16 protein-coding genes are annotated in these 16010 nt (G+C 36.0%); 9 read left to right on the forward strand and 7 right to left on the reverse strand.

Annotated features, from left to right (window positions below):
* Positions 1-8: 8 nt before the first annotated feature.
* The 3 genes from infB to rimP are packed head-to-tail and all read right to left on the reverse strand — an operon-like array spanning position 9 to position 4749.
* A complete protein-coding gene (infB, locus tag MIDI_RS02370; protein ID WP_013950991.1) occupies positions 9-2654 on the reverse strand; it encodes a translation initiation factor IF-2 in 2646 nt (881 codons plus the stop codon).
* Between the two features lie 53 nt (positions 2655-2707).
* Entirely contained in the window at positions 2708-4261 is a 1554-nt protein-coding gene (nusA, locus tag MIDI_RS02375; protein WP_013950992.1) for a transcription termination factor NusA, read from the reverse strand.
* The gene (gene rimP, locus MIDI_RS02380) at positions 4252-4749 is read right to left on the reverse strand and encodes a ribosome maturation factor RimP (RefSeq protein ID WP_013950993.1); all 498 of its coding nucleotides are present in this window, start codon (positions 4747-4749) and stop codon (positions 4252-4254) included. The genes nusA and rimP overlap by 10 nt, the downstream gene beginning before the upstream one ends.
* Positions 4750-4946: 197 nt before the next feature.
* Between rimP and MIDI_RS02385 the strand changes: the two genes are divergently transcribed.
* Genes MIDI_RS02385 through hslV form a run of 4 tightly spaced genes read left to right on the forward strand, consistent with a single transcriptional unit; the run spans position 4947 to position 6921 of the window.
* Complete coding sequence (locus MIDI_RS02385; RefSeq protein WP_013950994.1) at positions 4947-5495, forward strand: CADD family putative folate metabolism protein; 549 nt, start codon at positions 4947-4949, stop codon at positions 5493-5495.
* Positions 5492-5617 carry a hypothetical protein gene (locus MIDI_RS09710; RefSeq protein ID WP_272940985.1) on the forward strand — a complete coding sequence of 42 codons (126 nt, stop codon included), beginning with the start codon at positions 5492-5494 and terminating at the stop codon, positions 5615-5617. The genes MIDI_RS02385 and MIDI_RS09710 overlap by 4 nt, the downstream gene beginning before the upstream one ends.
* Positions 5601-6392 (forward strand): exodeoxyribonuclease III, encoded by a 792-nt coding sequence (gene xth, locus MIDI_RS02390; RefSeq protein ID WP_013950995.1) that lies wholly within the window; start codon positions 5601-5603, stop codon positions 6390-6392. The genes MIDI_RS09710 and xth overlap by 17 nt, the downstream gene beginning before the upstream one ends.
* A gap of 1 nt (position 6393) precedes the next feature.
* Entirely contained in the window at positions 6394-6921 is a 528-nt protein-coding gene (hslV, locus tag MIDI_RS02395) for an ATP-dependent protease subunit HslV (protein ID WP_013950996.1), read from the forward strand.
* Between the two features lie 44 nt (positions 6922-6965).
* Here hslV and trpS read toward each other — a convergent pair whose 3' ends face one another.
* The 4 genes from trpS to MIDI_RS02415 form a co-directional block, all read right to left on the reverse strand.
* Positions 6966-7970, reverse strand: coding sequence for a tryptophan--tRNA ligase (trpS, locus tag MIDI_RS02400; protein WP_013950997.1), 1005 nt, complete (start codon positions 7968-7970; stop codon positions 6966-6968).
* Positions 7971-7977: 7 nt separating this feature from the next.
* Entirely contained in the window at positions 7978-8739 is a 762-nt protein-coding gene (gene pssA, locus MIDI_RS02405) for a CDP-diacylglycerol--serine O-phosphatidyltransferase (protein ID WP_013950998.1), read from the reverse strand.
* Between the two features lie 94 nt (positions 8740-8833).
* Positions 8834-10327 carry a murein biosynthesis integral membrane protein MurJ gene (gene murJ / locus MIDI_RS02410; protein ID WP_013950999.1) on the reverse strand — a complete coding sequence of 498 codons (1494 nt, stop codon included), beginning with the start codon at positions 10325-10327 and terminating at the stop codon, positions 8834-8836.
* 12 nt (positions 10328-10339) lie between these two features.
* Positions 10340-11305: a ribonucleotide-diphosphate reductase subunit beta gene (locus tag MIDI_RS02415; RefSeq protein WP_041185654.1), complete on the reverse strand. Its 966-nt coding sequence runs from the start codon at positions 11303-11305 to the stop codon at positions 10340-10342.
* 268 nt (positions 11306-11573) lie between these two features.
* Between MIDI_RS02415 and MIDI_RS02425 the strand changes: the two genes are divergently transcribed.
* The 5 genes from MIDI_RS02425 to lpxK all read left to right on the forward strand — a co-directional run bounded on the left by MIDI_RS02425 (position 11574) and on the right by lpxK (position 15884).
* Entirely contained in the window at positions 11574-12545 is a 972-nt protein-coding gene (locus MIDI_RS02425) for an ABC transporter substrate-binding protein (RefSeq protein ID WP_013951001.1), read from the forward strand.
* Entirely contained in the window at positions 12542-13390 is an 849-nt protein-coding gene (locus tag MIDI_RS02430; RefSeq protein ID WP_013951002.1) for an ABC transporter permease, read from the forward strand. Before MIDI_RS02425 ends, MIDI_RS02430 begins: the two co-directional genes overlap by 4 nt.
* Position 13391: 1 nt before the next feature.
* Entirely contained in the window at positions 13392-14096 is a 705-nt protein-coding gene (locus tag MIDI_RS02435; protein ID WP_013951003.1) for an ABC transporter ATP-binding protein, read from the forward strand.
* Between the two features lie 184 nt (positions 14097-14280).
* Positions 14281-14739, forward strand: a complete 459-nt coding sequence (locus MIDI_RS02440) for an OmpA family protein (protein ID WP_013951004.1) — start codon at positions 14281-14283, stop codon at positions 14737-14739.
* Positions 14740-14846: 107 nt separating this feature from the next.
* On the forward strand, positions 14847-15884 hold the full coding sequence (gene lpxK, locus MIDI_RS02445) for a tetraacyldisaccharide 4'-kinase (protein ID WP_160162212.1): 1038 nt from the start codon (positions 14847-14849) through the stop codon (positions 15882-15884).
* The last annotated feature ends 126 nt before the right edge of the window (positions 15885-16010 follow it).

Raw genomic sequence — 16010 nt, forward strand, 5'->3', positions numbered from 1 at the left:
TTTAACTTCTAAATTTGCCTCGATTCCTCGGTTAAAGAAAATACCTCTATTCTATCACCGATTCTGATGTCTTCATATCTTTCAAAAGACACACCGCATTCAAATCCTGCTTTAACTTCCCTAACATCTTCTTTGAATCTTTTCAAGGCTTTTAATTTGCCTTCATGAATTACTATGTTGTCTCGCAGCAATCTTGCTGAAGCATTTCTTTGAACCATCCCTTCAGTTACAATACATCCAGCAACCTTTCCAAATTTGCTTAAATCGAATACCCGCCTAATTTCAGCATAACCCAGTAATTTTTCTTTTATAATAGGAGATAATAGACCACTTACTGCAGCTTTGATATCATCTATCAAGTTATAAATTATTGAATAATATTTAATGTCCACTCCTAATTGCCCAGCCATATCACGTGCTTGATTGTTAGCCCTGACATTAAATCCTACTACTAATGCCCTAGAGGCAGCAGCAAGGGTGACATCTGATTCGGTTATTCCACCAACACCTGAATGGAGTATTCTTAACGTTACCTCATCGCTTGGAAGTTTAGCTAAACTATTAGCAATGGCTTCTGCAGAGCCATTCACATCAGCTTTTATTATTATGGCTAGTTCTTTATGAGATCCATCCTGCTTAGCTTTAGTAAACAATCTTTCCAAAGGATCTTTTCTCAAAGATGCAGCTTTATGTTCTTTTTCTTTATGCATTCTAAAATCAACTAACTCTTTTGCGGTGTTTTCATTACTCACAACTGTAAATGTATCACCAGCAACAGGAGCTTGGTTGAGGCCAAAAACTTCAACCGGGTATGCAGGTAAGCATGATTTTATAGTGTGACCTTTGTCATCTAATAAGGCTTTTACTTTACCATAACATGTTCCTACAACTATAATATCGCCTATTTTCAAAGTGCCTCGTTGAACAAGTAAAGTAGCAACCGCACCTCTGCTTTTATCCATTCTTGCTTCAACAACAGCTCCGCTTGCAGGAGCCTTTGGGTTAGCTTTTAAAGACATTAACTCCGCTTGCACTAATATGGTGTCTTCAAGAGCATCAAGTCCTCGTTTAGTTTTAGCCGAAACATTTACCACAATGGTATCGCCTCCCATATCCTCTGGAACGAGGCCATGGCTTAGCAATTCGTTTTTTACTCTTTCTGTATTTGCTTCTGGTTTATCTATCTTATTAATGGCCACAATAATTGGTACGTTAGCAGCCTTAGCGTGGTTAATCGCTTCTATAGTTTGTTCTTTGATACCATCATCAGCTGCAACTACTAGAATCACTACATCGGTAACTTTTGCTCCTCTCATACGCATTGCAGTAAACGCCTCATGCCCTGGAGTGTCTAAGAAGGTTATATATTTGCCGTTAGCGAGTTGTACGCTATATGCTCCTATATGCTGAGTAATTCCTCCAGCTTCTTTGGCAGCAACATCTGTGAGCCTTAAAGCGTCTAATAATGAGGTTTTACCGTGATCAACGTGTCCCATAATTGTAACAACTGGCGCTCTCGGCGCCATGTCTTCTAGATTATCAGGAGTTTCATTCAATAGACCTTTTTCGACCTCTACGTCAGTAACTCTTTTTGGCGTATGACCAAACTCCAGTACAATCAATTCTGCAGCATCTGCGTCTATTGATTGATTAACAGTTGCCATTACCCCCATTTTCATTAAAGATTTGATTATATCAACTGCCTTTTCCGTCATTCTGTTCGCAAGTTCTTGGACAGTAATAAAATCAGGTATAGAAACTTTTCTAAATATTTTTTCTTGAGTAGGAGTTGTATTACGATTTTTTTTGTTCTTAGATTTTCTAATTGAAGCGCCAATTTGTCTTATAAACTGCTCATCTTCTTCCTCGTCGCTCTTCAGCATAGCAAAGTGAGATAATGCTCCTTTGTTACTATGCCGTCCTAATTTTTTTGTATCGGCATCACCAAGCACCTTTTTAATTTGAGTTGCGCTTTCTAATTCTTCATCAGGTGTACCTTTTTTCTTTTTATGAGCTCCGATCGAATGATGTTTTTTTACAACGGTATCGGAAATAATCCTGATATTTTTTTCCTCAAAAGGCTTTAGCACTTCTTCCACTTCATTATCTTCATTTGACTGTGGAGATGGAGTTAAAATTTGATTTAGGTTTCTAACCTTGCCTCGATTTGAGCTGAGGGTTTTTATAAAATCGCGGCGCTCAGTTTTTTCTTGAGATGGAGCGCTATTCTCTGAGATCTCTGTCGAGATCACCGTATTGCTGTGTTCTTTGGAGAGGCTTTCAGATGAATTCTCGACAAGCTCACTTCTGTTGGTCTTTTCTATATCTTCTTCTTTCTGAGTTTCTGTTTTGATAATAACACGTTGCTGTTTACTTTTTTCAGCCTCAGCCATTTTTAGTAAACGCAACCTTTTTTCTTGCTCCTCTTTGCTCAAGGCTCCAGGGGCAGTTCTAGTAGGGGAGTTAGGTGCGGGCTTGTTTTTAGTGATTACGATCACTGATGAGCTCCCTCTTAAGCGGTTAGGAGAAGATTTTGGACCTAAGGCATCAGCCTGACCTTTCCCAAGGGGTTGTTTACTTGATAAGCCAAGCTTACTGTTTGACAACCCTAACGGCTTCTTAATAGTGTTATTACTATCATTACTATTAGTCATTTAGTTTTACCTCTTTTTTTACAGCACCTTATGATCAGCAATAGGCACTGATACTATACTATCTTATTGCTTTTATTGAAATAAGATTTCTTTCTGGCATCCATAATAATTACATCTATCACTTCATCATCTAGTTCAGAATCAGGAATTATATCTTTGAAATCATCCCGAGAAAGATCTGCGACATCAATAATTTTATTAATGTTATTATCATGAAGGCGCTTAGCAAGCTCTGGGGTCACCGTTTTGATTCTAAGCAATGGACTGTTAGCGATATCGTGCAGGTGCGATGGAGCAATAATTTCCTTAGCATCAGCATGAGATTCGGAATAATTTTTTGCCCGGTTTATTAATTCTTGAGCTATTTCCACATCAAGACCTTGAATAGTGCTTAATTCATTGATATTAGCGTCTGATATAGATTGAATAGAATTATATCCCTCGGAAGCGAGCAATTGTGCTAAGATTTCTTCAAGATCAAGAGCCTCCATAAATTTTTGTGTCACTGCGCTAAATTCATCTTGCCTACGTTTAGCCTCTTTCTCTTCGGTTAGTACGTCTAATTTCCAACCTATTAATTTAGATGCTAATCGTACATTTTGGCCTTGTCTACCGATCGCTATACTTTGTTGATCTTCCGGGACTACCACTTCGATTTTGTGCTGCTCTTCATCAATTAACACTTTGGTTATTGAAGCAGGGGCTAATGTGCTTACTATTAACACACCTAAATCCGCAGTCCATTGTATTATGTCGATCTTCTCTCCTTTAAGTTCTGAAATTACTGCTTGAACTCTAGCTCCTCTAATTCCAACACAAGATCCAACTGCATCTATTGCTGGATCAGAAGAATAGACTGCAATTTTAGTTCTGGAGCCAGGATCTCGTGCAATTGCTTTGATTTGTATAATATTCTCATATACTTCAGGTACCTCTTGTGCAAATAACATTGCAACAAATTGCTCGTGAGTTCTAGACAAGATAATCTGTGGACCTCGTGCTTGCCTATCTATATCAACTAGATATGCTCTTACCCTATCACCTTGCCTATAGTGATCAGCTCTCAATAAATTATCTCTTCTAAGCAACGCTTCTGCTGAACCAAGTTTAACGATAAGATTACCGTATTCAACTTTTTCAACTACCCCATTAATGATTTCTCCAATGCGATCTTTAAATTCTTCAAATTGTAGATCTTTCTCGATTTCTTTGACCTTAGAAGTGATTACTTGTTTCGCGGATTGTGCAGCAATTCTTCCAATATCCATTGCAGGGAGTGATTCGCATATTATATCTCCGACTGCGATATTAATATCTTTAAGCTTTGCGTCTTCTAGGGTAATCGCTTGCACTTTTTCTTCTGTATATTTACTATCAACTTCTTCTTGACTAGCAACAACTAATATCTCCTTGTAAAGCTTTATTTCACCAGTTTTTCTATCAATCTCAGCTCTTATTTGTTGTTCACTACCATACTTGCGTTTCGCTGCAACCTTTAAAGCTTCTTCTAAAGCTTTAATTACACTTTCTTTCGGGATTGATTTCTCTCTTGATACAGCATCAACTATTTGCAAGATCTCAACTCCACCAAAACCTGCTACTGCCATAATGTCTCCTCTTTTTCAAAAAGCAAATTCGCTTCCATTATATTGTTTTTATTTATTTTTATAATTCCATTATTATCTTTAAGTTCGATACTTAATTCATTATTTGAAAATTCTTTCAGCACGCCTTTAAACCTTCGCCTGTTGCCTATTGGAATTTTCGTAGTTAATTTTATTGCGTAACCGATATAATTAATAAAATCTTTATCGCGAGTAAGTGGCCTATTAACTCCAGGAGAGCTAACTTCTAGTGTATATTTGTCTTCTATAATATCTTCAACATCCAGTAGTGGGGAGATTGTGTAATGTACTTTCTTACAATCTTCTATATTGACTGCTGTACCGTTGACTTTATCAAACATAATTTGCAAAGTGTTATGTTTGCCTGTACTAATTATTTTTACTCTAACTAGTTCATATCCCAGACTTTCAATTGGACCTACAATAGCATTTGCTATCCTTTCTTCTAAATTATTCTGAAATATACTCATTAAGATGAAAATTTTTTCAAATAGGAAATCATATAAATATATAAACAAAAAAAGGTTGAGAAAAAGCCCAACCCTTTTGTGAGGTACTTATATCACTATATATTAGAGCGGTCAAGTCATAATCAAAAATAATTGCTTTGACTTATTCTGCAAAGAGTATAAAAAGCATAAGATGTGCAATTAAAGAGTGAGGCATTATGTTTTCTGTTACTTTAGTCCAAAATCTTTCCAAGTATCATTTGCTGAAGCATCCTTTTTACCAAGCTTGGAATCAAGGTGCTCTAGAGATATCAACTTTGCAGCGCTATGCCAAACAGTATTTTAAAAACGTTGAGGCCTTTCCTAGATATGTTAGCGGAGTGCATTCGCAGTGCTTATCTATTACTGATCGTCGAGTTCTTTTAGAAAATTTAATAGATGAAGAAAGGGGTGATGAAAATCACCCGGAGCTATGGCTTAGGTTTGCTGAAAGCCTTGGGGAGAGTAGGGAAGAAGTTTCTTCTACACGCGCTGAAAGCGCAACAAAAAATTTAGTTGAAGGCTTCTTAGAGTTAATCAAGTCTTCGTACGCTGCAGGTCTTGGAGCGTTGTTTGCATATGAACAACAAGTCCCAGTGGTTGCCGAATCAAAGATAAAAAATTCTATGGATACGATAATGAGAATCCTGGATTGCAATTTTTTAAAGTGCACACTAAAGCTGATGAATGGCATTCAGCAGAATGTGAAGCTTTACTTGATAAATTGAGCGAAGCAGAACAAGAAGTTGCCCATAAAGCAGCTATAAAAGTAGCTAAATTGATTTGGGCGTTTTTAGATAATATTTATGACTCAAAAATGAGTGGAGGGTTGCATGGCGCTAATTGTTAGTTGGAACGTCAATTCAATTAATGCCCGGATCCATCATTTAAGGAGGTTTTTAGCAGAAAAGAAACCTGAGATAGTCTTGTTGCAGGAGACTAAGTGCCAAGCAGAAAAATTTCCTTTTGAGGCGCTTGAGGAATTTAACTATAATATTAAAGTCTATGGGCAAAAAAGCTATAATGGTGTTGCTATACTCAGCAAAAGCCCGATAGAAGATAGTATACTAGGGCTGCCTACTCTTTCTGAAGATTGGCCGCCAGAAGCTAGATATATTGAGGCATTTACTACTATCAATAACTATCCCTTAAGAGTTATATCGGTTTATGTACCAAATGGATTAGAGGTAGGGTCACATCGATTTTTATATAAATTAGAGTTTTTGCATGCTCTTAAACAACATCTAATCCATTTGTCTAAAGCCGAAGAAAATATTATAGTTGGTGGCGATTTAAATGTTGCTCCAGAGGAAATAGATGTTTATAACCCCAAGGGCTTAGATGGCTCTATTTGCTTTCATATAAAAGAAAGGAGCCAATTTAGGGGAGTTATAAATAGCGGTTTTATCGATACTTTTAGAGCGATGAATCCAGGTATTCAAGAGTTTAGCTGGTGGGATTATAGAGGAAACGGTTATATACAAAATCGTGGTATGCGTATCGATCATATATTGGTTTCTCCCAATGTTTCTGATATGATGTCAGAAGCTGAAATTTTTAAAGAAGCGCGGGGCTGGGAGAGAGCTTCTGACCATGTGCCCGTGTTATGTAAATTAGGTAATTAAAATGTGGCATGCTACTACTATTATTGCAGTAAAGAAAGATAACAAGGTTGCGATTGCGGGCGATGGGCAAGTGAGCCTTGGCCATACCGTTATGAAAGCAACTGCCAATAAAATCAGAAAAAGTAATAGTGGTAAAATTATAGCGGGGTTTGCAGGCTCAACCGCTGATGCTTTTACTCTCTTTGAGAGGATTGAAGTAAAGCTAGAGAAGCATAATAATCACCTTCTAAGGGCAGCTGTGGAGATGTCAAAGGATTGGCGTACGGACAAATACTTGAGGAGGCTAGAAGCAATGTTAATTGTCGCTGATAAGGATGTCCTATTAGTTCTATCTGGTCAAGGCGACGTTTTAGAACCTGAGGATAATATTGCAGCCATTGGCTCTGGGGGTAATTATGCTCGTGCTGCTGCAAAGGCATTTTTAAGTAATCCTGCTCTTTCTGCAAGAGAAATTGCTGAAAAATCAATTCATATAGCAGCTGATATATGTGTTTACACAAATCATAATATCAAAATAGAAGAGTTGTGATTTTGTCTTGCTTTGGCCAGGATTTACTGCTGAGACGCTTGAGTTTAATAATAGACTGATAACCCAACTATTTCATAAACCTTCTTAAGGTTAGTGCTTGCTGATTCTTTAGCCCGCTTTTGTCCTTCTTTTAATATATTGACTACAACCTCTTTTTTCTTAAGGATTTTAAATGCTTGGTCTCGAATCGGCGCTATTGCGCTTATAATGCTTTCTGTAAGCCTTGCTTTGAACTGACTTGTGCTGCAATTTTTTAACTCTTGTACAGAAGATTCTATAGAATTGCCGGAACATGCAGAATATATATTAAGCAAGTTGCTTATTTCTGGGCGGTTTTCTTCATCAAAGCAAATTCCTTCAAAAGAATCAGTTGTAGCTTTTTTAATTTTTTGTTCTATTGCTTCGTTACTGTCAAAGATATTTATTCTGGTTGCATCTGAAGGGGCAGATTTACTCATCTTTTTCTTCGCATCCCGTAAGCTCATTATACGCTTTGCATTTTGGTTGGTCAGGGCTTCGGGCATTTTAAAATAATCAATTTGGTATTGTCTATTAAAGGCGCCTGCAATATCACGACAAAGCTCAATATGTTGAATTTGATCTTCGCCAACTAGTATTAAATCTGTGTTATAAAGTAAAATATCGGCAGCCATCAAAACAGGATAAGAATATAAACCTAAAGAAGCCGCTTCCTTATTTTTTCCAACTTTATCTTTGAACTGTGTCATGCGGTTTAACCAACCGAGCCTAGTGTGATTACCTAAAACCCAAGCTAGCTCAAGATGTTCTGTGATGGAAGATTGTTGAAATATTATAGATTTTTGTGGATCTAAACCGGAAGCGACGTATATAGCTGCAACGTTAAGTATATTTTGGCTTAAAATTTTTGGATCTTGATAGATGGTTATGGCATGCAAATCAACTACGCAAAACAGACAATCATTACTCTCTTGCATTTCGACCCAGTTTTTTATTGCCCCCAAATAATTACCAAGAGTAATAATGCCGCTCGGCTGTACCCCCGAAAAAACTACCTTCCTCTCCTTCATAACCACACTATTTTTCTGCAGTTGATTTTTTATTGTAATAAAATCTGTAATAATAAATGGCACTTATAGGTATAGACAATATGTAGCCAACACCCATTAAAGGCAATATAAACCAGGGTTCAATAAGAATTCCAGCCATCATAACTCCTGTGAGTACCAAAAGAGGAACTACATATTCTCTCTTAACGCTAACTTTTTTTCCAGAGAAAGTTGGTAATTGGCTGATCATCATCATTCCAATTAAAGCTACATACACAGCTATCACTGCATTGGGTAACCTATATTCTGTAATGTTAAAGGTGATTACCAATGGTAGTAGCACTAAGCCAGCAGCTGCGGGCATTGGTACTCCAGTAAAGAAATTATTATTTTTTCTTTCAGATGAATCACCTGTTTGAACATTAAATCTAGCTAATCTAAATGCGGAGCAGGTTATATAAAATAACACAACAGCCCAACCTACGCCTTTATATGTCAGTTGGTGTAAAGACCACAGATATAACACCATTCCAGGGGCAACTCCAAAGCTCACCAAATCAGCTAAAGAATCTAGGTGAGCGCCAAAATGACTTGTTGAGTTCAGAAGCCTTGCTACTCTTCCATCTAAACCATCCATAATTGATGCGACGATGACTAAGGCGGCAGCTATATCAAATTTCGCCTCTAAAGCATATCTAATTGCTGTAGTGCCCAAACACAGTGCGAACATGGTGATAATACTTGGGATTAATGTAACCAGAGGAATAGTATTAATTTTATTTTTCTGCATTGCCACAGCTCTAAGTATATATTAATTCTTTACTTTTCTGATTCTACAAACATAAAATTCTATTGTATAGCAAAAATATTCAAAATCTTGATAATTACTTAAGTTTAAATATATTAAGCAGTAATAAGTTGATTACATAATGCATCGAGATATACAATACCCCGCCTGCAGTCAGGCTGATAAATGCGTTTGCATTTAATATATTAAGAAGTGCGTATATTAATGCACTACCAATTGTTGCATTAAAAATAAAAAGTCCTAACTTCCTTAACAAATGCGTGCTAAATTGGTAATAATTTCTTTTTTTAGATATCATTACCATCGTGATAGCAATAAACCAGCCTGCAATGGCGGATGCAACCGAAACTGCCACATGTTTTAAGGTAGTGATTAAAGATATGCTGAGTAATACATTAATCAACAATGCACAAGCGGCTATTTTTACTGGAGTTTTTATATCTCCATGGGCATGAAAGTTACTGCTGAATAACTTAATTAATGCATATGCAGGTAGGCCAAGTGCTAAAAACCTAAGGGCTGCAGCGGTATTTTTTGTTGATTCAGAGTTAAATTCATACCTTTCTAATAACATCCTTACAATATCATCAGGAAATAAATATAATATCATTGTTGCAGGAATTAAAAAGAATGCAGCTATTCTGATAGCTGCTTCTTTACTGTGTTTTAGTTCCGTGTAATTGTTATTTGCAATATGTCTTGAAAGTGCGGGCAACAATGCGGTCGAAGTAGCAGTAGCAATAATAGCTAGTGGTAATTGCATAACTCTGTCTGCATAATAGATATAAGATAACCCTCCGGGTACAAAGGAAACTATAACCATATCAATCCAAGTATTAATTTGCACTATACCAGATCCAAAAACTCCCGCTCCCATTCTATTTAAAACAGTTTTGATATCTGGATTGATCGAGGGTAGCCTAATTGGTACGGACATTTTATTGATTTTTAAAAAGAAGACCATCCACAAAAGTTCTAAAACACCTGCGGCTAGTACGCCATGAGCAATTACGTGTGCTTTAGTTCGTTCATCATTAATATGGAGAGCAAATAATATCATAGAGATATTAAAAATTATTGCGGTGGCGGCAAATGGCATGAATTTACCGATACTATTAAGTATTCCTCCATAGAAGGCCGCTAAAGAGATAAAGAATAAATAAGGAAAAGTAATGCGGCTCAATGTAACGGCCATCTCAAAGTAGTACCCCTTGTTTGCAAATCCTGGAGTGGTAATCTTTAACACATACGGCATTGAACATATTATAATAGAACAAAACAAGGTTAAGGTTATTGCTAAAATGGATTGAACTAGGGCTGCCACTTCTAAGGCTTTTTTCGTTCCCTCTTGCGATAATTTATAAGTAAAAATAGGGACAAACGCAGCCGTCAATGCTCCTTCGCCGAAAATATTTCTAAATAAGTTGGCGAATTTAAATGCCGCAATAAACGCATCGTTAAGCGGGCCTGTACCTAGATAAGAAGCAATAACTACATCTCTAATATAGCCAAATATTCTTGACACTAGGGTTGTTATTGAAACAACAGCCGCATTTCTAATAATACTCATTGGATAAATAACTTATACCGCGAATGCTTCTTCCCATGTTCCCTTAGTTGCGGCTTTAGCATATTCAGTAACTCTATTCTCGAAGAAATTTGTGTGCTCCGGAGCATTCAGAATTTCGTCGAGCCACGGAAGAGGGTTTCTCTCAATTTTGTAGAGTTCTCGCAAACCCAACTGAGTAAGTCTTCTATCGGCTATATATCTTATATATTGCTTGATATCAGATGCGGTCATGCCTTCTATAGCTCCTTCGAATCCAAATGCCAAATCTATAAATGCATCTTCATGTTTTATAATAGTCTCACAGGCTTCGTGTAAGAAGTCGGTTAATTTTTTATTCCAAACCTCGGGGTTTTCAGTGATAAATGCCTTAAATAGCCACATTATAGCGTTAGTATGCAGGGTTTCATCTCTTACTGACCAGGCAATAATTTGGCCCATACCCTTCATTTTACCAAATCTTTGGAAGTTTAATAACATTGCAAAAGAAGCGAAAAGCTGTAATCCTTCGGTAAAAGCACCAAATACTGCCAAGGTCTTTGCTATATCCTCTTTAGAATTCACGTTAAACTGCTGCATATAATCATACTTCTCCTTCATTTCCTTATATTTAAGAAAAGCACTATATTCGACTTCTGGCATACCTAATGTATCCAATAAGTGAGAATACGCGTCGATATGGATAGTTTCCATATTAGAAAAAGCTGCTAACATCATTTGTACTTCTGTCGGCTTAAATACTCGCGAGTAATGCCTCATGTAGCAATTATTAACTTCTATATCAGCCTGGGTAAAAAATCTAAAGATCTGCGTTAAAAGGTGTTTTTCTGGCTCAGTCAAAACCTTTTTCCAGTCCTTTACATCGTCTGCCATAGGAACTTCTTCGGGTAGCCAATGAAGTTGTTGCTGTAATTTCCAATAATCATAAGCTTCGGGGTAATGAAAGGGCTTATATACCGACTCTGAGTCAAGCAACGACATACTTAAATAACAAATTCTTTTATATTCCGTATCATATACATCTTTATAAAAAAAGTCCATTTAGATATCTATACAAAAAATAACAAGAATCATCTCTTCTCTCCTAATTTGATGAAGTATATAGACAATAAAAAAGATAATATATATTTTATTTTACCTTGCAAAACTTTACAAAATACAATACAAGTCTTCAGTTCATTGATAAAATATGCTAACATAGTACTTGCATCGGAAGGTAAATAATTTTCAAGAAACTTTATAATAACATATGAAAAATAAATATTATTTAATACTCGTATTATCATTTGCGGTAATTTTTAAGCTTTTTCAACTATTTAAGACATTCAAAAAAAACAATAATGATGTAGTGATATTGCAGGTAGTTGAGCATGACGCTTTAAATTCGACGAGGAAAGGCATAGAAGACTATTTAAGAAGATGCTGTAGTCGGTTTGGTACAGGATATGAAAACGCCCAGGGTAATACCACCTTGGCGCTACAAATTGGCAAAAGAGTCACTACCGCTAGACCAAAATTAATAGTTGCAATTGGCACTATTGCAGCTCAGGCCTTCTTAAAGAATGATCAGATTCCAGTAATTTTTAGTTCGGTAACTGATCCTGTCTCAGCCGGCTTAATCAAAGATTTAAAAGAGACTGCTACAAATTTTGCTGGAGTGTCCAATATGATCAATATTGAGCCGCAGCTTAAATTGATAGTTGATATTTTGCCACAGGCTAAAAAAATTGGTGTGATATATAATTCAACAGAAGCTAACTCAATGGAAATATTGCGCAGAGTCAAGGAAAGCGCGAAGGACTTTAATTTGGAGATATTGGAGGCTGTAATATCGTCAAGCAACGATGTAATAGTTGCAACGCAGTCCTTGATACATAAACAAATAGACGCTATATTTGTTTCGAACGATAATACGGCTTTATCTTCAATACGGGGCATTACAAAAATTGCTTCTAGTTTTATGGTACCAGTCTTTTGTAGTGATGTTGATACCATAAAAAATGGGGTGTTGGCTGCGTTTGGTCCAGATCAGTATAAGATAGGTATACAGACTGGCAAAATAATAGAAAAAGTATTACTAGGTAAAAAAACAACATATGAACTTCCTGTAGAATTTCCAGAAAAAATTGAACTAAAAATCAATATGAAGGTAGCAGCAAAAAATTTAAAAATTAAAATTGATAAGAGTATTGTAAGTGTAGCATCTGAGGTTATAGAATGATATCAGATCTTGTATACTATACTTTAGAAACTGGCCTTATATATGGCCTGATTGCTCTTGGTATTTATTTAACGCTGAGAATTGTAGATTTTCCAGATTTAACAGTAAATAGTAGCTTCACTCTAGGAGCGGCTGTATCTACTGTGTTGATAATAAATGGTTTTCCTCCCATAGTTTCAACTTTTTCAGCGATTCTTATGGGCTTTTTTGCCGGAGCAGCAACAGCCTTTCTAAATTTACAGTGCAAAATACAGAATCTTTTATCTAGCATCATTATCATGATCGGATTGCATTCAATTAACTTGAGAATCATGGGCAAACCGAATTTAGTGTTACTAGACCAAGAGGTTATATACACTAATTCAAACTCAATAATAATTACGGCATCTATAGTAATTATTATCACTATAATGCTTGCTTATTTTCTTTCTTCAGAAATAGGGCTTGGAATAAGAGTATCGGGGCAAAATCCAATTATGGGAAACGCTTACGGTGTTGATTATAATAAAGTTGTTTATTCGGTCTTAATCTTGAGTAATGGTTTAACATCTTTAGCAGGTTCTTTGTTGTCTCAATTACAGGGGTTTTGTGACATAGGTATGGGTAATGGGGTGATTGTAATAGGCCTTGCCAGTGTTATAGTTGGAGAAAGAATCATATCTAGTCGTAATATGCTGATGATATCTTTTTCTTGCTTATTGGGTGCGATAGTCTATAACACCTTGATAGCGATATCTCTTGATGCTGCTGATTCTATATTAAGAGCTTCAGATATCTATATTATCACCGCTGTTCTAATTGTTTTCATTATGCTAAGCAAAAGAAATAACGAGAGAGGAAGTTAAAATGTCAATTGAGCTGCAAGATATTAGCTTGATTTATAATAAGGGTACTACTCTAGAAAGGGTAGTTCTTGATAAGGTGTCTATGACCATAACTCAGGGTAAGTTTGCTGCGCTAATAGGTAACAATGGCGCGGGAAAGTCTACACTAGCAAAAGTTATTGCAGGAGAAGTTATAGTCAATGAAGGCAAAGTTATAATAGGTAATCAAGATTGTACTAATATTAGAGATTTTGACAGAGCAAAATTTATAAGCCGCGTATTTCAAGACCCGGGAAAGGGCACCGCTAGGAATCTAACGGTTTTAGAGAATTTAATTTTTGCTAGCAGACGCGATCTAAAGAGGACATTGGTATTGTTCCTTAAAAAAGATCCCAGAGCATTTTTTAAAAAAAAGTTACAGGAACTTAATGCTGGATTAGAAGATAAGTTGGATGAACCAGTTTTTATGCTGTCTGGGGGGCAAAGGCAGATACTGAGTCTATTAATGGCTGTATTAAGACCTTCGAAAATTTTATTATTGGATGAGCATACCGCGGCTCTTGATCCGGAGGCGGCGAAATTAGTTATGAGATTTACTCATCATCTTTTAAGAAATCATAATATGACAACTATTATGATTACTCACGACATGAGTGAATTAGATTATTGTGATGAAGTTTACGCTATAACAAATTGCAAAATTAAAAAAATGCATAAAAATTTTTAACTAGCGAAAAAGCTGCAAAATATACTGAAAACTCAATTGACAATTATAATTTCAAATAACATCATTATAACGGATGGGTTGGCATAACTTAAATTTATTTGACCTATTTAAAAAAACGAGTTAATGGTTAGATTTGTAGAGAGGTCGACCAACTATCTCGGTATTACTTGTAGGAGTTATCATTATGAAAAAAACAATTTTAACAGTGTGTGCTTTAGCAATGCTAACAGCATGCGTACAATCTGGTTCTGATAGCAAAGCTCTCAGTTCAACTAAAGCTTCAAAAGCTCTTATTGAAGAGTTAACACAAAAAGTGGGGGACAAAGTGTACTTTGCTTTTGACAATTCTTCTCTTTCTGAAGAAGCGAAGGCAATCTTGGCTAAGCAAGCAGAGCTAATGCAAAAATATAGCACAGCGACCTTTACGATAGAAGGACATGCTGATCAGCGCGGTACAGCCGAGTACAACATAGGGCTTGGCGAGAGACGCGCTAATGCTGTTAAGTCGTTCTTAACAAGCAAAGGTGGCGTTTCACCTAGTAGGTTAACAGTGATATCTTATGGAAAAGAAAGGTTAGCTGATGACCGCACTACGGAAGACGCCTATGCTAAAAATCGTAGAGCGGTTACTGTGGCCAACTAATAAAATATTATTTTAGCCTCATATTAATTTTAAATATGAGGCTTTTTTATTTGCTTTTTGAACCTATGAGTGTATCTATAAACTAAAAGTAGAGTTTTTACATGGAAATGAATTTTTTGAGTAAAGTAGAACACTTGATGGTCGATAGGTTATGGAGGCAGAATTTATTTATTAATAAGTTACTGCGTCCATTTTCATGGATATATATTATCGTCCATACCATAAAAGTTTTTTTCACTGAAAAACAAAAAGCAAATATGCCGGTCATATGCGTAGGGAACTTGACGGTAGGCGGTTCTGGGAAAACGCCAATTGTAATTGCTATAGGTCGGTTATTGAAGAAACACAAGAAAAATCTAGCCTTTATTGGACATGGCTACAAAGCCAATTTGCTCAAGCATAGTATCTGTATTGCAGTGGATCTTAAGATGCATAACGTAAGTAATGTAGGAGATGAAGCGATTTTATTGAGCAACTTTGCTCCGACCTATATAGCTCAGAAAAGGATTCAAGGAGTGTTCGCCGCACAAGCTGACGATTTTGATGTAGTGGTTTTGGATGATGGATTACAAGATAACAGTATACACAAAGACTTATCAATACTTGTAATAGATTCTGAGTATATGTTTGGAAATCTGCTCTTGTTACCAGCTGGCCCTTTAAGAGAATTACCGGTTTGTGCTCTAGGAAGAGCAGATTTAGTTATCGTCTCCGGTATTAATGAAGATAAGATCAAAGAGACTATTAATTTTATCAATTATAGATTTTCAAAAACTATACCTTTGCTAAAAACTAAAATTACTTCCTGTATCATCACTCCGAAAGGTATAGAGGAATTTAAAGATAAAGATTTTTTTGCAATAATAGGAATTGCACATCCAAAAAAATTTTTAGAAACAGCTAAGAAATATAATATAAAAGTAAAAGAATCTGCTATTTTTTCTGATCATTATATGTTTGGTGAGTCAGAATTGGATGCGATTTATAATCACGCTAATGTTTTGAAATGCAGCGTCATAACTTCCTCGAAAGATTTTGTGCGTTTACCTAAAAAATATCAAAGTTTAACTCAAGTGCTCGAAATAGAAGCGGAATTTCCAAATATTGAGCTGGTGGAAAATATGCTTGCTAAAATAAAGAGCTGAATTTTATTGCTTGACTACAGAATATTACTGTGCAGAATGAAAGGGTTGCGTGGTTATCACAGTATAGTTAATTTTGTGTAAGTATTAATTATTAATATGGTAGTTTTTTGTATAAAATTTGACACT

Origin of the sequence: Candidatus Midichloria mitochondrii IricVA, assembly GCF_000219355.1 — a bacterium.
Classification (GTDB): domain Bacteria; phylum Pseudomonadota; class Alphaproteobacteria; order Rickettsiales; family Midichloriaceae; genus Midichloria; species Midichloria mitochondrii.

Coding starts and splice junctions, on each gene's coding strand:
- infB (WP_013950991.1), bottom strand. CDS start 2,654: ATGACTAATAGTAATGATAGTAATAACACTATTAAGAAGCCGTTAGGG.
- nusA (WP_013950992.1), bottom strand. CDS start 4,261: ATGGCAGTAGCAGGTTTTGGTGGAGTTGAGATCTTGCAAATAGTTGAT.
- rimP (WP_013950993.1), bottom strand. CDS start 4,749: ATGAGTATATTTCAGAATAATTTAGAAGAAAGGATAGCAAATGCTATT.
- MIDI_RS02385 (WP_013950994.1), top strand. CDS start 4,947: ATGTTTTCTGTTACTTTAGTCCAAAATCTTTCCAAGTATCATTTGCTG.
- xth (WP_013950995.1), top strand. CDS start 5,601: ATGGCGCTAATTGTTAGTTGGAACGTCAATTCAATTAATGCCCGGATC.
- hslV (WP_013950996.1), top strand. CDS start 6,394: ATGTGGCATGCTACTACTATTATTGCAGTAAAGAAAGATAACAAGGTT.
- trpS (WP_013950997.1), bottom strand. CDS start 7,970: ATGAAGGAGAGGAAGGTAGTTTTTTCGGGGGTACAGCCGAGCGGCATT.
- pssA (WP_013950998.1), bottom strand. CDS start 8,739: ATGCAGAAAAATAAAATTAATACTATTCCTCTGGTTACATTAATCCCA.
- murJ (WP_013950999.1), bottom strand. CDS start 10,327: ATGAGTATTATTAGAAATGCGGCTGTTGTTTCAATAACAACCCTAGTG.
- MIDI_RS02415 (WP_041185654.1), bottom strand. CDS start 11,305: ATGTCGTTGCTTGACTCAGAGTCGGTATATAAGCCCTTTCATTACCCC.
- MIDI_RS02425 (WP_013951001.1), top strand. CDS start 11,574: ATGAAAAATAAATATTATTTAATACTCGTATTATCATTTGCGGTAATT.
- MIDI_RS02430 (WP_013951002.1), top strand. CDS start 12,542: ATGATATCAGATCTTGTATACTATACTTTAGAAACTGGCCTTATATAT.
- MIDI_RS02435 (WP_013951003.1), top strand. CDS start 13,392: ATGTCAATTGAGCTGCAAGATATTAGCTTGATTTATAATAAGGGTACT.
- MIDI_RS02440 (WP_013951004.1), top strand. CDS start 14,281: ATGAAAAAAACAATTTTAACAGTGTGTGCTTTAGCAATGCTAACAGCA.
- lpxK (WP_160162212.1), top strand. CDS start 14,847: ATGAATTTTTTGAGTAAAGTAGAACACTTGATGGTCGATAGGTTATGG.